Source organism: Rhodoferax sp., from assembly GCF_023701345.1.
Classification (GTDB): domain Bacteria; phylum Pseudomonadota; class Gammaproteobacteria; order Burkholderiales; family Burkholderiaceae_C; genus Rhodoferax.
Genome location: NZ_JAMPXE010000080.1, coordinates 1 through 15,860, shown reverse-complemented (window position 1 = coordinate 15,860; position 15,860 = coordinate 1). Strand labels below are relative to the sequence as shown.

14 protein-coding genes are annotated in these 15,860 nt (G+C 59.9%); 5 read left to right on the top strand and 9 right to left on the bottom strand.

The annotated features are described in order from the left end of the window. Window positions 1-2,320, bottom strand: a 2,320-nt coding sequence (gene hrpA, locus NDI87_RS11635; RefSeq protein WP_296275385.1) for an ATP-dependent RNA helicase HrpA, incomplete at its 3' end; no start/stop codon positions are given. Between the two features lie 129 nt (window positions 2,321-2,449). On the opposite strand from hrpA, the gene argA reads away from it, so the two are divergent. Beyond that, complete coding sequence (argA, locus tag NDI87_RS11630) at window positions 2,450-3,799, top strand: amino-acid N-acetyltransferase (protein ID WP_296275384.1); 1,350 nt, start codon at window positions 2,450-2,452, stop codon at window positions 3,797-3,799. A 91-nt stretch (window positions 3,800-3,890) separates the two neighbouring features. Then, the gene (locus NDI87_RS11625) at window positions 3,891-4,592 is read left to right on the top strand and encodes a mobilization protein (protein ID WP_296275383.1); all 702 of its coding nucleotides are present in this window, start codon (window positions 3,891-3,893) and stop codon (window positions 4,590-4,592) included. 52 nt (window positions 4,593-4,644) lie between these two features. Here NDI87_RS11625 and NDI87_RS11620 read toward each other — a convergent pair whose 3' ends face one another. Next, a complete protein-coding gene (locus NDI87_RS11620; RefSeq protein ID WP_296275382.1) occupies window positions 4,645-5,151 on the bottom strand; it encodes a disulfide bond formation protein B in 507 nt (168 codons plus the stop codon). 14 nt (window positions 5,152-5,165) lie between these two features. Continuing rightward, window positions 5,166-5,396: a hypothetical protein gene (locus tag NDI87_RS11615; RefSeq protein WP_296161316.1), complete on the bottom strand. Its 231-nt coding sequence runs from the start codon at window positions 5,394-5,396 to the stop codon at window positions 5,166-5,168. An 83-nt stretch (window positions 5,397-5,479) separates the two neighbouring features. On the opposite strand from NDI87_RS11615, the gene NDI87_RS11610 reads away from it, so the two are divergent. Together NDI87_RS11610 and NDI87_RS11605 are read left to right on the top strand one after the other, a co-directional pair. After that, window positions 5,480-5,752 (top strand): oxidative damage protection protein, encoded by a 273-nt coding sequence (locus tag NDI87_RS11610; RefSeq protein WP_296275381.1) that lies wholly within the window; start codon window positions 5,480-5,482, stop codon window positions 5,750-5,752. Window positions 5,753-5,761: 9 nt separating this feature from the next. Next, entirely contained in the window at window positions 5,762-7,501 is a 1,740-nt protein-coding gene (locus NDI87_RS11605) for an FAD-dependent oxidoreductase (RefSeq protein ID WP_296275380.1), read from the top strand. Window positions 7,502-7,506: 5 nt separating this feature from the next. Here the strand turns inward: NDI87_RS11605 and ppdK are convergent, their stop codons facing one another. The 6 genes from ppdK to lptF form a co-directional block, all read right to left on the bottom strand. After that, window positions 7,507-10,233, bottom strand: a complete 2,727-nt coding sequence (ppdK, locus tag NDI87_RS11600) for a pyruvate, phosphate dikinase (protein ID WP_296275379.1) — start codon at window positions 10,231-10,233, stop codon at window positions 7,507-7,509. A gap of 168 nt (window positions 10,234-10,401) precedes the next feature. After that, window positions 10,402-11,559 (bottom strand): pyridoxal phosphate-dependent aminotransferase, encoded by a 1,158-nt coding sequence (locus tag NDI87_RS11595; protein WP_296275378.1) that lies wholly within the window; start codon window positions 11,557-11,559, stop codon window positions 10,402-10,404. Window positions 11,560-11,564: 5 nt separating this feature from the next. Continuing rightward, window positions 11,565-12,518: a CysB family HTH-type transcriptional regulator gene (locus NDI87_RS11590; RefSeq protein WP_296275377.1), complete on the bottom strand. Its 954-nt coding sequence runs from the start codon at window positions 12,516-12,518 to the stop codon at window positions 11,565-11,567. Then, the gene (locus tag NDI87_RS11585) at window positions 12,515-12,901 is read right to left on the bottom strand and encodes a CbiX/SirB N-terminal domain-containing protein (RefSeq protein WP_296275375.1); all 387 of its coding nucleotides are present in this window, start codon (window positions 12,899-12,901) and stop codon (window positions 12,515-12,517) included. Before NDI87_RS11585 ends, NDI87_RS11590 begins: the two co-directional genes overlap by 4 nt. A gap of 45 nt (window positions 12,902-12,946) precedes the next feature. Next, the gene (gene lptG, locus NDI87_RS11580) at window positions 12,947-14,053 is read right to left on the bottom strand and encodes an LPS export ABC transporter permease LptG (protein ID WP_296275374.1); all 1,107 of its coding nucleotides are present in this window, start codon (window positions 14,051-14,053) and stop codon (window positions 12,947-12,949) included. After that, complete coding sequence (lptF, locus tag NDI87_RS11575; RefSeq protein WP_296275373.1) at window positions 14,050-15,162, bottom strand: LPS export ABC transporter permease LptF; 1,113 nt, start codon at window positions 15,160-15,162, stop codon at window positions 14,050-14,052. The genes lptG and lptF overlap by 4 nt, the downstream gene beginning before the upstream one ends. Window positions 15,163-15,186: 24 nt before the next feature. On the opposite strand from lptF, the gene NDI87_RS11570 reads away from it, so the two are divergent. Continuing rightward, on the top strand, window positions 15,187-15,860 hold a 674-nt coding region (locus tag NDI87_RS11570), incomplete at its 3' end, for a M17 family peptidase N-terminal domain-containing protein (protein WP_296275372.1).

The window sequence follows — 15,860 nt, the reverse complement described above, 5'->3', positions numbered from 1 at the left end:
GCACCGGCATCGGCATCAGGTACTCGGGCTTTTTGCAGGCGTCGCGGTACCAGGCATCAAAGCTGTAGCCGCTGCAAACGTCGGCGGGCAACTGCTGGTCGTAAAAGGCATAGATCAGTTCGTCGTCCACCAACACGTCCTGCCGTCGCGCCTTGTGCTCCAGGTCTTCGACCTGTTTGATCAATTTAAGGTTGGCCTCAAGAAACGGCCACTTGCAGTCCCACTGGCCGTTCACCAGCGCCTCGCGAATGAAAATTTCACGGGCGCCGACCAGGTCGACCCGGCCGTAATTGACGCGGCGGCCGCTGTACACCACGATGCCATAGAGCGTGGCGCGCTCCAGCGCATTGACCTCGGCCGACTTCTTTTCCCAATGCGGATCGAGCAGCTGTTTCTTCAGCAAATGGCCACCCACCTGCTCCAGCCACTGCGGCTCGATGGCGGCAATGCCGCGGCCAAACAGGCGCGTGGTCTCGACCAGTTCGGCCGCCACAATCCAGCGCCCCGGCTTCTTGACCAGATGGGCGCCAGGATGCGGGTAAAACTTGATGCCGCGCGCGCCCAGGTACTCACCGCCGCCACCGCCTTCAGTTTCCAGCTTGTAGCCAATGTTGCCGAGCAGCCCCGCGAGCATCGACAGGTGCAATTGCTCGTAGCTGGCCGGCAGCGTGTTCAGGCGCCATTTGTGCTCGGCCACCACGGTGTGCAACTGCGAATGGATGTCGCGCCACTCGCGCACACGGCGCATGCTGACGAAGTTTTGCCGCAGCAACTGTTCATATTGGCGGTTGGAGAGCTTGTGCTGCCCTTCCCCGCCCTTGCCATCGTTGATCCACTTCCACAGCCTCAGGTAACCGCTGAACTCGCTCTTTTCATCGTCAAACTTGGCGTGCGCCTGGTCGGCCTGCTGCTGCGCTTCCATGGGCCGGTCGCGCACGTCCTGCACCGACAGCGCCGAGGCAATGACCAGCACCTCGTCAAGCGCCTCCCGACTGCGCGCCTCCAGAATCATGCGGCCCACGCGCGGATCAAGCGGCAATTTGGCCAGCTCCTGGCCGGTGGCCGTCAATTCATTGGCGTCATCCACGGCGCCGAGTTCGTTGAGTAACTGGTAACCGTCGGCTATGGCGCGGCCCGAGGGTTTTTCGATGAACGGAAAATCTTCGACCACGCCCAGGTGCAGCGATTTCATGCGCAGGATCACACCCGCAAGTGATGAACGCAGAATTTCGGGGTCGGTAAATTTGGGGCGGCTGTTGAAATCTTTTTCGTCATAGAGCCGGATGCAAATGCCGTTCGCCACCCGGCCGCAGCGCCCGGCGCGCTGGTTGGCCGAACTCTGGCTGATGGGCTCCACCAGCAATTGTTCGACCTTGCTTCGGAAACTGTAGCGCTTCATGCGCGCGGTGCCCGCGTCGATCACGTAGCGAATGCCCGGCACCGTGAGCGAGGTTTCGGCGACATTGGTGGCCAGCACAATACGGCGCCCGGTATGGCCGTCAAAAATGCGGTCCTGCTCGGCCTGGCTCAGGCGGGCAAACAGCGGCAGCACCTCGGCACCCCGAAAGATGGGCTGATGGCTCAGGTGGCCCCGCAGGTGGTCAGCGGCTTCGCGGATCTCGCGCTCGCCCGGCAAAAACACCAGGATGTCGCCGCTGTTGTGGGCATCGCGCCAAAGCTCGTCAACCGCATCGGCGATGGCGTTGTTCAAATCGTAGTCACGCGCTTCTTCAAAGGGGCGGTAACGCTGTTCGACCGGAAACATGCGCCCCGACACCATGATGATCGGCGCCGGTCCCTTGCGTGACCCAAAATGCTCGGCAAAGCGCTCGGCGTCAATCGTGGCCGAGGTCACCACCACTTTCAGGTCCGGGCGGCGCGGCAGGATCTGGCGCAGGTAACCCAGCAAAAAATCGATGTTCAGGGAACGCTCGTGCGCCTCGTCGATGATGATGGTGTCGTAGGCTTTGAGCAGTGGGTCGGTTTGTGTTTCAGCCAGCAAAATGCCGTCGGTCATCAGCTTGACCGAGCTGTCACGGCTCAAGCGGTCCTGAAACCGCACCTTGAAACCGACCACGTCGCCCAGCGTGGTGTGCAGTTCTTCGGCGATGCGCTTGGCCACGCTGCTGGCGGCAATGCGGCGCGGCTGGGTGTGGCCGATCAGCTTGCCCGGCGGCGCGCGCGTGCCATCGGGGTTTTGCAACGGATAGTTGAGCTTGCCGCGCCCCAGCGCCAGGGCGATCTTGGGCAACTGGGTGGTTTTGCCCGAGCCGGTTTCGCCACAGACAATGATGACCTGGTGCGCCAGCATGGCGGCCATGATCTCGTCGCGCCTGGCGGAGACCGGCAGCGATTCGGGAAACTCGATTTTCAGGGGTGTAGCAGTCAAGGCAATAACTTCGTAGAGAATCGGTGATTATCCCAACCCTTTTCACTTCAGCCCGCCGACATGCCATCCGTCTTCAACTTCACCTTTGTGCCCTGGTTCCGCTCGGTGGCACCTTATATTCACAAGTTTCGGCACCAGACCTTTGTGGTTGGGGTGTGTGGCGAGGCAATTGCCGCCGGCAAATTGCCCAACCTGGCGCAAGACCTGGCGCTGATCCAGAGCATGGGTGTCAAGGTGGTGCTGGTGCACGGTTTTCGCCCGCAGGTGAACGAACAGCTCAAGGCCAAGGGCCATACGCCGCGATATTCCAGAGGCATCCGCATCACCGACGAGGTGGCGCTCGATTGTGCGCAGGAAGCCGCCGGCCAGTTGCGCTACGAGATCGAGGCCGCGTTCAGCCAGGGCCTGCCCAACACCCCCATGGCCGGGGCCACGGTGCGGGTGATCTCGGGCAACTTTTTGACGGCGCGCCCGGTGGGCATCGTCGACGGCGTGGACTTTCAGCACTCGGGCGTGGTGCGCAAGATCGACACTGCGGGCATCATGCGCTCGCTCGACATGGGCGCGCTGGTGCTGATGTCGCCGTTCGGTTTTTCGCCCACCGGCGAGGCCTTCAACCTGACCATGGAAGAAGTGGCCACCTCGGTCGCCACGGCCCTGCAGGCCGACAAACTGATTTTTGTCACCGAAATCCCCGGCATTGCCACCCAGGTGGACCTGCCGGTGAGTGAGGACAACCCGATCGACACCGAGCTGCCGCTGGCTGCCGCTGAAAAAATGCTGGCCGATTTGCCCAGCGCCAACACGCCCAGCGACACAGGCTTTTATTTGCAGCACTGCGTGAAGGCCTGCAAAGGTGGCGTCGAGCGCAGCCACATTATTCCGTTTGCGGTGGACGGCTCGATCCTGCTGGAAGTCTATGTGCACGACGGCATTGGCACCATGGTGGTCGATGAAAAGCTGGAGAGTCTGCGCGAAGCCTCGGTGGACGATGTCGGCGGCATCCTGCAACTGATTGAGCCGTTCGAGAATGACGGCACCCTGGTCAAACGCAGCCGCACCGAAATAGAGCGTGACGTGGGCCTGTACACCGTGATCGAGCACGACGGCGTCATTTTTGCCTGCGCTGCGCTCTACGCCTACCCCGAAGCACGCACCGGCGAAATGGCCGCCCTCACGGTATCGCCGCAGGTGCAAAGCCAGGGTGACGGCGAACGCGTGCTCAAACGCATCGAACAGCGTGCCAAGCTGGCCGGGCTCGACAGTATTTTTGTCCTGACCACGCGCACCATGCACTGGTTCCTGAAACGCGGTTTTGTCCAGGTCGATGCCGACTGGCTGCCCGAAGCCCGCAAGCGCAAGTACAACTGGGACCGCAAAAGCCAGGTACTGGTCAAGAAAATCACCTGAAAAGGTGCATCTGCACCATTTTTAGCACGACTCTTGCTTGCCCCCAAGTGATGTCCATCGTGCTTAAAACTTTCATACAAACAGGAAAATCATGAGTTCTCTCAATTTCATTGGCGGCGAAAAAGGTGGTGTTGGCAAATCGGTGGTGGCGCGCCTGCTGGCCCAGTACCTGATCGACAAAGACCTGCCCTTCATGGGCTTTGACACCGATCGCTCCCACACCTCATTCACCCGCTTTTATGCCGACTACGCCGCGCCGGTGCTGGTGGACAGCTACGAGGGACTGGACCGGGTGGTGAGCGTGTTCGAGAACGTGAACGAAGGTGAAACACCGCGCGTGATCGTCGATCTGGCAGCACAGACGGCGGCACCGCTGACACGCTGGATCAAAGATTCCGACCTGCTGAGCCTGCTGGCCGACATGGGGGTTGCGGTGAACTTCTGGCATGTGGCCGACGCCGGCAAGGATTCGGTGGACCTGCTGGACCGGCTGCTGGATGCCTATGGTGCCGGACCCAATTACCTGATTGTCAAGAACCTGGGGCGCGGCACCGACTTCTCGCAACTGGAGGCGTCACCTGCCACGGCCAGAGCGCTGGAGATGGGCGCCAGAATCGTCACCCTGGCGCAGTTGCACGAAGCCAGCATGCGCAAAATTGACCGCCAGAACGCCAGTTTCTGGGCCGCCATCCACAACCGGTCGGAAGACGATGCGCTGGGTCTGCTGGAACGCCAGCGCGTCAAGAACTGGCTGCGCAAAAGCTACGAATCTTTTGACGCTTTGCCGATCTAACAGCTTTGCGGGTCAGACCACTCACGCAGTGACGTGCTCTGACCCCAACTATTTAGCGCTTGCGCCAGATCACCAGGCTGGCCAGCACCAACACGAGACAGAAGATAACAAATGCCCAGTTGGCGATGGAGCCCCCCAAAAACGTCCAGTCAATGGCTGCACAGTCGCCACTTCCCTTGAAGATCATGGGAATGGCACGGTTCAGCGGAAAGTTTTCGATCATGCCGTAGAAGTCTCGGCCGCAGGTGGCCACCTCGGGCGGGTACCACTGCAACCAGCTTTGCCGTGCCGCCACAAAAGCGCCAAAACCGGCTGCCAGCAACAAGACAAACGAGCCCCAAAAATGGACGCGCTGACGGCCACTCGCACTGAGCAAGCCGGCAATGATCGCGACTGAAAACAGCGCATAGCGCTGGACGATGCACATTGGGCAGGGTTCCAGCCCCTGGCTATGCTGCAAATACAGGCCGAAAGCCAGCATGGCCAGACAGGTGACACTCAAAGATGCAAAAACACGCCGGGGCGCGTTGTCCAGAAGCACCAGGAATCCGTTCAGCATGTGTTCAAACCCTCTTACTTGGACGCTTCATCAAGCGCCTTGCAAGAGGGCGAACAAACGGCCTGGGACTTGCCCAAAATTTTCTTGGAGACCATCTGGGATCGTGCGCGGTGCTTGCCACACAGGAAACACGACATGGTCGCGGCACCAAATGAGGTAGCGGCAGTGAAAGGCGAACCTGACACTTTGGATTTGTAACGCAGGCCATCGGCCACGATTTTGGTTTTGGTATCTGCTTTTGACATGTGCTGGATTTTAACGCAGGTGCGCGCATGATGAAAAACCTTGCTACAGTTGCATGCTTTGACTCCATCCTTGAAAGATCGTTATGGCGCGCACTGTGAACTGCATCAAATTGGGCACTGAATCCGAAGGGCTCGACTTTCCACCCTATCCTGGGGAATTGGGCAAGCGCATCTGGCAAAGCGTCAGCAAGCAGGCTTGGGCCGACTGGCTCAAGCACCAAACCATGCTGGTCAATGAAAACCGCCTGAATCTGGCCGACGCGCGTGCCCGTCAATACCTGGCCCGGCAAATGGAAAACCACTTTTTTGGTGGTGGCGCCGATGCCGCACAGGGCTATGTGCCGCCCAAGGAATAACCCTACACCATGGCGGTTAAGCCAGAAAAGCCGCAGCCAACAACCCTGGACAAAGACCCTGCAAACGCGTGGCAAGGGCTGGCTTGCTGGCGCATGCTTGACACGCGGTTTGAGCAGGGCAAGCGTTTTTTCGAAAGCTGGCAAGCCTGGCGCACCGACCCACAGCGTTCGCGCCTGTTGCACTATGTCGCGTTGACGCAAGCGTCCCCCACCGGCCCGGAGTTATCAGGTGGCGCAGGCAAAGATCCGGCGCTGATCCTGTTGGCGCAAGTGCTGGCCAGCCAATGGTTTGGCTTGCAGCCGGGTTTTCACCGTTTTTTACTGGACCAAGGCCAGGTCGTGCTGACGCTGTGTGTGGGTGACACTCTGGGCTTGCTGCGCCAGCAACAGTTTGAAGCAGACACAGTGGCGCTGCATGTACCTGAGGCCGACGCCGACGCGCTTTGGACCATCAAGGCGCTGGCACGCTGCTGCCGCCGTGGCACCGGTCTGGTCGTCCGGGCTCCGACTGCTGACGCCTTGTCGACTGCCGGCCGCCATTTATCGCAATGTGGTTTTGACATCAAAACACCGGCAGTTTCCAGTGCCAGCCCGGCACCCGCTACGCTCGAGGCCAGCTTCAACCCGCACTGGGCCCTGAAAAACACCCGCCAAAATGCCATGGCAACGGCTTTCCCCCCGGGCACCTGTGCCGTCATCGGCGCGGGTTTGGCAGGAGCCAGTGTGGCAGCAGCGCTGGCACGGCGCGGCTGGCAGGTGACCGTGCTGGACCGTGCCGAGGCTCCGGCCGCTGGTGCCTCCGGCCTGCCGGTTGGCCTGGTCGTGCCCCATGTCTCAGCCGACGACTGTGCGCTTTCCAGGCTGTCGCGCAGCGGCGTGCGCCTGATGCTGCAACAGGCCCGCAGCCTGCTGGTGGCAGGCCAGGACTGGGCACCGACCGGGGTACTGGAACGCGATATTGGTAACAAACACATCACCACGCAAGACATCTGGCACCCGCAGGCGGCCTGGCTCAAGCCCGCTCAATTGGTGCGGGCCTGGCTCAGTCAACCCGGCATCACGTTCATGGGCAAGGCAGAAGTGGCCCAACTGCGCCAGCGCGATGGCGCCTGGGAATTGCTGGATGCACATGGTCAGGTCCTGTGCTGTGCCGGACGTGTGGTGCTGGCCAATGCCTGCGGCGCTGCAACGTTGCTGCAACGCCTGGAGTTGGACAAGCCGCAGCGCGCCCCGGACTTGGCCAGGCTTCCCGCCATACATGGCATGCGCGGCCTGCTGAGTTGGGCCATGCACGACGACACCGGCAAGGCAGTTTTCCCACCGCATCCGGTCAATGGCTCGGGCAGTATGGTGCCGCGGGTCCCTATGGAAGGCGGAACCGCCTGGTTCATGGGCTCGTCCTACCAGCCTGACAGCCAGCCCGAGCGACCAGACCAAGACAACCACCTCCGCAACTGGCAACATTTGCAGCCCTTGCTGCCTGAACTGGCCCAACAGTTACAGCAAAGATTCGAGTCCGGCGCGCTGCATAGCTGGAAAAACACCCGCTGCATCACCACCGACCGCTTGCCTGCCGTCGGCCCCCTGGAGACGTCGGACGCACCCGGTTTATGGATCTGCGCCGGGCTGGGTTCGCGGGGTTTGAGTTTTTCGGTGCTGTGCGCCGACCTGCTGGCCGCGCGCTGGGGCGCCGAGCCCTGGCCGGTGGAAGCCAGTCTGGCCAAGGCCTTGAACGCCTTACGCCACTGACACGCCTACGACGCGATAGCCGCCTGGGCGGCCGCCAGCCGCGCAATTGGCACACGGTACGGCGAACAACTCACATAATCCAGCCCTGCCTGGTGAAAAAACCCCACCGACACCGGGTCACCGCCATGCTCGCCACACACGCCCACTTCGAGATTTGGGCGCACGCTACGGCCTTTTTCAACCGCCATCTGAACCAGCGCACCCACACCTTTCTGGTCGATGGAGCGAAACGGGTCATGCTCGTATATGCCACGCTTGAGGTACTCGGGCAGGAATTTTCCGGCATCGTCGCGTGAGAAACCCAGTGTCATCTGCGTCAGGTCATTGGTGCCAAACGAGAAAAACTCGGCCTCCAGGGCAATACTGTCGGCCATCAGCGCACCGCGCGGGGTCTCGATCATGGAACCCAACAGGTAATCGAGTGTTTCGCCGCGCTCGGCAAAGACGGTGGCCGCGGTGCGCCGAATGACGTCGGCCTGGGCATTGAACTCGCGCACCGTCCCCACCAGCGGCACCATGATCTCGGTCTTGACGTGGATGCCCGCGGCACGCACGTTGAGCGCCGCTTCAAAGACGGCGCGGGCCTGCATCTCGGTGATTTCGGGGTAGCTGATGCCGAGGCGGCAACCGCGATGCCCCATCATCGGGTTGAATTCATGCAGCTCTTCGACCCGCATCCTGATTTTGCCCAGCGACACGCCCATCTCTGCGGCCATGGCGCGCTGGTTGGCTTCGTCATGCGGCAAAAACTCATGCAGCGGTGGATCGAGCAGGCGGATGGTGACCGGCAGGTCGTGCATTTCGCGGAACAGCCCCTCAAAGTCGCCGCGTTGCATGGGCAGCAGCTTGGCCAGGGCCTTGCGACGACCCGCCTCGTTGTCAGCCAGAATCATTTCACGCACCGCCAGAATGCGCGCGCCCTCAAAAAACATGTGCTCGGTGCGGCACAGGCCGATGCCGGTGGCGCCAAAATTGCGCGCCACCCGGGCCTCGTCCGGGGTGTCAGCATTGGCGCGGATGTCCAGGCGCTTGTACTTGTCGGTCAAGGCCATGAGCTTGCCAAAATCGCCGCTCAACTCGGCGTCCTTGGTGGCGATTTTCCCCGCATACATCTCGCCGGCGGAACCATCGAGCGAAATCCAGTCGCCCTCGTGGTAAACCGCTTCGCCGATGCTCATGGTGCGGGCCTTCAGGTCCACATGGACCGCACCCGCGCCCGAAACACAGCACTTGCCCATGCCGCGTGCCACCACCGCGGCGTGCGATGTCATGCCACCACGCGCCGTCAGAATGCCCCGGGCCACACTCATGCCGCGCAGGTCTTCCGGGGAGGTTTCCTGGCGCACCAGAATCACGTCCTTGCCGGCCTTGGCCCAGGTTTCCGCTTCATCGGCATGGAACACGATCTGACCGGTGGCGGCACCGGGCGAGGCCGGCAGACCGCGCGCCAATATCACCGCCGCCTTCAGTGCCGCGGGGTCAAAAATGGGGTGCAGGAGTTCATTGAGGCGCTCGGGGGCGACGCGCTGCAGCGCTGTTTTCTCGTCGATCATGCCTTGTTGCAGCATCTCCATGGCAATACGCACCATGGCCGAACCGGTGCGCTTGCCATTGCGGGTTTGCAGCATCCAGAGCTTGCCCTGCTGGATCGTGAACTCGATGTCCTGCATGTCCCTGAAGTGGTTTTCCAGCGTGGTTTCGGCATGCAGCAACTGCTGGTAAATGTCCGGCATCAGCTCTTGCAGCGAGGGATAGTGCAGGCGGCGCTCGTCCTCGCTGACCAGCGCCAGTTCGGCCCAGCGCCGCGAGCCTACCAGCGACACTTGCTGCGGCGTGCGGATGCCCGCCACCACGTCTTCGCCCTGGGCGTTGACCAGAAACTCGCCGTTGAACAAATCCTCGCCGGTGCCGGCATCGCGCGAAAAAGCCACGCCGGTGGCGCTGTGGTCACCCAGGTTGCCAAACACCATGACCTGCACGTTCACCGCCGTGCCCCAGGAGGCCGGAATGTCATTGAGCTCGCGGTAAACACAGGCGCGTTCGTTGTTCCAGCTCTCGAACACCGCCCAGACCGCGCCCCAGAGTTGTTCCCACGGGTCGGTGGGAAAGTCGCGCCCGATGCGCGCGCGAATCAGCGACTTGAAGCGTTGCACCAGTTCCTTGAGGTCGTCGGCGTCCAGGTCGGTGTCGAGCTTCACGCCTTTTTGCGCCTTCACCATGTCGATGATGACTTCGAACGGGTCATGGTCTTCCTTGGAAACCGGCTTGAGGCCCATCACCACGTCACCGTACATCTGCACAAAACGACGGTAGGAGTCCCAGGCAAAGCGCGCGTTATTGGTTTTGCTCGCCAGGCCTAAAACGGCCTCGTCGTTCAGGCCCAGGTTCAGAATGGTGTCCATCATGCCGGGCATGGAGGCCCGCGCACCGGAGCGCACCGACAACAGCAGGGGGTCGCTGGCGTCACCAAAGGTCTTGCCCATTTCTGCTTCGAGGAACTTCACGCCCGCCAGCACTTCACCCTGAATCAACTCAAAAACAGCCTCACGGCCTTGTTCGGTGAAGGCGGTGCAGGCCTCGGTGCTGATGGTGAAGCCCGAGGGCACCGTGATCCCCAGGCGGCACATCTCGGCCAGGTTGGCGCCCTTGCCACCGAGCAGGTTTTTCATGGTGGCAGCGCCTTCGGTGCGGCTGCTGCCAAACACATAAACGAATTTTTCAGGGGTTTTCATGATCAGTCCTCGTTCAAAGTACTGAAGACATGGTGTCCCTCCTTTGCCTGGCTCACATTGATGAACCGCAAGCTTTATGCCAAACCCGAACAGGCGCTGAACCAAGCTGGCAGGGCACACCGCAGATTTGCGGCGGGTCATGCCCCAAACTTCGGTCTCGCCACCCGTCTACAGCCGCTGCAATTTTTCCAGTGCCTGGTTCAAGGTGGCTGTTTTTTTGCCAAAACAAAAACGCACCACCTGCTGATCGAAGCCTGCACCGTAGAAAGCAGACAGGGGAATGGCCGCCACGCCGATCTCCGAGGTGAGCCATTTGCAGAAATCGGCTTCCTTCAGGTCATTGATCTGCGAGGTGTCGACACACTGGAAATAGGTGCCCTCGCAGGGCAACAGCTTGAACTTGCTGTCTTTCAACCCGGCCCGAAACAAGTCCCGCTTTTCCTGGTAGAAGTCGGGCAGCTGAAGGTAGGCATCCTGATTCGCCATGTAGGACGCCAAGCCGTACTGCACCGGGGTGTTGACGGTGAACACATTGAACTGGTGCACCTTGCGAAACTCATGCGTGAACGCCGCCGGGGCCGCCACATAGCCCACTTTCCAGCCAGTGACATGGTAGGTCTTGCCAAAACTCGACACCACAAAGGCACGCTCTGCCAGGCCCGGAAACAGGGCCGCACTCTGGTGCTTCTGGCCGTCAAAAACCATGTGTTCATATACCTCGTCGCTGATCAGCAGCACGTTGCTGGGCGCCAGCAAAGCCTCCAGTTGCCGCATCTCGGCCGCCGTCCAGACCGTGCCACTGGGGTTGTGCGGCGAGTTGACGATGATGGCGCGTGTCCTGGGCGTGATGGCCGCCGCAATTTTCTGGAAATCAGGGCGGAAGCTGCCAGGCGTCAGGGGCACGCGCACCGTGACACCGCCGGCAAGCTCGATGTTGGGCACATAGCTGTCGTAGCAGGGCTCCAGCACAATCACTTCGTCGCCGGGGTGCACCACCGCCAGAATGATCGTCAGGATGGCCTGCGTGGCGCCTGCCGTGATGGTGATCTCAGTGGCTGCGTTGTATTGGCGGTGGTAAAGCGCAGCGATCTTGGCCGCCACGGCTTCGCGCAGCACCGGCACGCCAGTCATCGGCGGATACTGGTTTTTGCCCTGCTGCATGGCCTGGGTGACGGCATCGACCAACTTGGGGTCGCAGTCAAAGTCCGGAAAACCCTGGCCCAGATTGACCGCATTTCTTTCTGTGGCCAAGGCCGACATGACGGTGAAGATGGTGGTGCCGACGTTGGGAAGTTTGGTTTGGAGGGTAATAGAACTAGAACTCATTTGTTTTACAACTCGTAATCATTGACTTGTCCGGTCATGGCGCGAGCGACCAGGTTGCGGGTGAGGCGGGAACTGAGCAGTTCGGCAAATTGATAAACAAAATTGCGCAGGTAAGCGCCACGCTTGAAGGCGACACGAGCCACATTCTGACCAAACAGCTGACCAGCCGGCCGGATCACCAGATCGGGGGTGGCAGCGCCGTCCACCAGATCACGCACCGACATTTCGGCAGCGATGCCAACCCCCAGCCCGAGCTTGACATAGGTCTTGATCACGTCCGAATCAATCGCTTCGAGCGCAATGCGGGGTTCGAGTTTGCGCGTGGCAAAGGCTTGGTCAATTTTGGTGCGACCGGTGTAGGACGGGTGGTAGGTGATCAGCGGTTCGTGGGCAATGTCTTCGAGCGTCAGGTGCTCCTTGACTGACAGCGGATGCCCGACCGGCAGCACCAGCACATGCTGCCATTCATAACAGGGCAAGCTCACGAGTTCGTCAAAACCATCCAGCGACTCGGTGGCAATGCCGATTTCAGCCACCTCGTCCATCAGCATCTGCGCCACCTGCGTCGGCGAGCCCTGATGCAGGCTGACATTGACCTTGGGATAAGCCAGCCGCAACTTGGCCACGGGTTCGGGCAACACATAACGCGCCTGGGTGTGGGTGGTGGCGATCGACAGGGTGCCGCTGTCCTCGGAACTGAACTCATCACCAATGCGCTTGAGGTTGGTGACTTCACGCATGATCAACTCAATGCTCTTGAGCACCTGCTGGCCGGGCTCGGTAATGCGTTTCAGGCGTTTGCCATGGCGCGCGAAAATCTCGATGCCAAGTTCTTCCTCAAGCTCGATGATGGCTTTGGACACCCCGGGTTGGGAGGTGTGCAAGGCCTTGGCAGTCTCGGTCAAGTTGAGGTTGCGCCGGACGGCTTCCTGGACAAAGCGGAATTGGTGCAGGTTCATGCCGCTGCCATGTCCTTTGCAGTTGTGCCGGACAGGGAAATCTGCGCCAGCAAATCAACGACACGGGCATCTTCACCCACCGAGGGTTGCAACAAAAACCGCACCGCCGGATAGTCGTTCTGAAGCGCTGCCACCAGCAGCGGCAAATCCTCGCGGGCATGCCGGCCGACCCCCAGGAACATGGGAACGATGGTGATGCTGCTGACGCCCAATGCGACCAGTTCGGCCGTCGTGCTGGCCAGATCAGGTGCGGTAATCTCCAGGAAGGCGCAACGAACGCAGCACTGCGGGTCAATCGCCAGCATGCGCTGCGCAACCATGTCAATCGGGACACGCCAGAGGGGATCACGCGAACCATGTCCAAACAGGATCGTTGCTTGCATAGGTCAATGGTCTTCAATAAGGGTTAAACATCAATCAGCTCTTCCTCAGCGCCTGAGCACCAGCCAGCCAAAGGCCATGAGCGACACCACTGAATAAATCATGCCAGGCATGGCCGCCGTTAGCCAGGGCTGCCAGTTTTGCAGATTCCCAATATAACCAAAGACGTTATTGAGCAAAAAGAAACTGATGCCGGCCATGACACCACCAAACACGTAGGTGGTGATGCTGCCCGAGCGAAAGTGCAAATAAGCAAAAGGCAAAGCCAGCACCACCATGACCAGACAGCTCAAGGGGTAAAAAACCTTTTTCCAGAACTCGATTTCGTAGCGCTGCGCAGCCTGCGCGTTGATTTGCAAATGCTGGATGTATTGAAACAGGTCAATGGTACGCATACGCTCCGGCTTGAGCAGCGCTGCTGACACCATTTCTGCGCTGAGTTGATTAGGCCAGCGCAAAGACGCTATCTGGGCAACTTCGATGCTGGCTGTTGTGGCCCCGGCAGGCGGGAACTCGGTGCGCTTGACCTGTTGCAATTGCCAGGACTCGTCGTCAGACACCGATGCCGATTGGGCCTGCATCATCGACGACATAAAACCGCGGTTGTCAAACTCAAAAATCCGGATGTCGTGCAACACACCATCTGACGCAAGTTCACCCACATTGACGGCGTACTGACCGTAATCCTGCCTTTCCTTGAGCCAGGCACCCGTCTGCCCGACCGTAATGCGCCCGGTATAACGTGCCTTGAGCAACTGGGCGGTTCGGTCTGCGATGGGTGAAATGTAATCGCCCAGGGCAAAAGTAAACATGACAAAACCCAGCCCCAAAATCAGCAGTGACCTGAGGGCGCGCCACGGACCCAGCCCACTGGTGCGCAAAATAGTGAATTCGGAACTCTGCGCCAGTCGTGCCATCACATAAATCGTGCCAATCAACACCGCTATGGGCATGAGTTCATAGAGATGCGTGGGGATGAGCAAGGACACATAGGTCAGCGCGTGTGTCAGCGTGTAACCTGTTGCCGTGTAGCGCCCCAGGGATTCGATTTCTTCGACCAGATCGAAGAAGAAAAACAGGGACAGGAAACCCAGTATGACAAAAGCCCCCGCGTAGAGGATTTCCCAATAAACCAGCCGACGGATGGTTCTCATGGCAACGCGGCTCCGCGACGCAAATGCAGCAAGACCAACAGTTCGCGCCACTGCAAGTTGTAATGGATCCTGGCGAGCAACAGCACCGCCAACACGAAAACGCTGCCATGCAGGCCCAGCATCACAGGTGCAAAAGTGAGCCTGCCGGACGAAATCATGTTTTGGCCCAAACTGAGCAGGTTGTAATAAAGTACAAAAGTAAACAAGGCAAAAACCAGGTTGCTGCTGCGCCCCATGCGCGGATTGACGCTCGACACCGTGACCCCGATGATCACGAAATTGAACGAAGCCAGGATCAGGCCCAGTCGCCACGACATTTCTGCCCAATGCACAGGCGTCAGGTCTTTGAGCAACTCAGTCGTGGTGCGGGTTTTGACAGGCACGTAATTCATGTCGGCAAGGGTTTCCTGACCGATCTGGATCCCGTATTGCTCAAACTCGCTGAGCTTGAAGTCTTGCGAACCCGTGGTGCGCTCCAGTCGCTGGCCGTTGTTGAGCAACAAAAACCGCCCTTCCGGCCGATTTTCAACACGCCCACTGCGCGCCGAGGTGACGGTTTCCTTGCCCTTGTCCGTGGTGGCGATAAAGACATTGGCACCCACCTGATTCCCCGACGCTTCTTTTTCAACAAAAAATACCCGCGACCCGTCTGCGGATTCCTGGAACCGGCCCGGTTCTACGCGCTCCAGATCGCCGCGCTGCTGGTATTGGTTTTTGAGCTCTTCAATGCGCAAATTGGTCCAGGGCAGGATCAACAAGGCCAGGCCTGCCACCACGGCAAACACCGGCCAGGCAAACCGCAACAAGGGTTTAACCAGGGAAAACAGGCCCTGCCCGCTCGACTGCCAGATCACCATTTCGCTGTCCACAAACATCCGTGTCAGGGTTGAAATAATGGCAATGAACAGGCCCAGCGTCAACAGCGTGGGCAGGTAAGCCAGCACGGTGTAACCCATGACCAAAAACACGTCTGAGGGGTTGAAGCTGCCGCGCGAGGCCAGGCCCAGGGTGCGGATCAGGGTCATGGTCATGACCACCGTGACCAGCACAATCAGGGTCGCACCAAAACTTCGGGACAGCTCTTTGCGTAAGGATGAATGGAATAACATTGCGTCAATAGGAAAGGCTGAATTATGAACTTTGAACTGCTGGATTTGGATGCCGCGCAAGCTGGCCACGAAAAATGTGATGTTTTGTTGATGTTGCTGTCGGCCACGTTCAAAGCCGGCAGAAATCCGCTCTCCAGCCTGATCGGCAAAGCTTTGAAGGCGGGTGACCTGGCAGACAAGCCCGGCAGCCTGCTCGACATCTACCGTCCCGCCGGGCTGGCTTGCGCTCGGCTGGTGCTGGTGCAGCTGGGTGATGGCAAGTCGAGCAACGTGCGCCAAGGCGTGACGGCTGCCATCGCCCTGATCAAATCAGCCAAGCCCAAACAAATCACCCTGTGTTTTGACCAGGCTCCTGACAACCAGACGCTCCATGTGGCACTGACCAGCCTGGCTGCGGCCAGTTATATCTATGCCACCACCGTCAGCAAAGCCGAGGTGCGCACGATTGCGCAGGTCAAGGTCGGTGTGCCCCATGGCACGGATCTGGCTGCACCGTTCGCCCGGACCGTGGCCACCGTGCATGGCATTGAACTGGCCAAGGAATGGGCCAATCGCCCGGCCAATCACGCCACCCCCAGCCATCTGGCGCGTGCAGCCCAGGCGCTGGCCAAATCGCCGCGTATCAAATGCGAGGTCATGAACCACAAAGAGGTGGAAAAACTCGGCATGGGGGCTTTTCTGGCAGTCGCCAAAGGCTC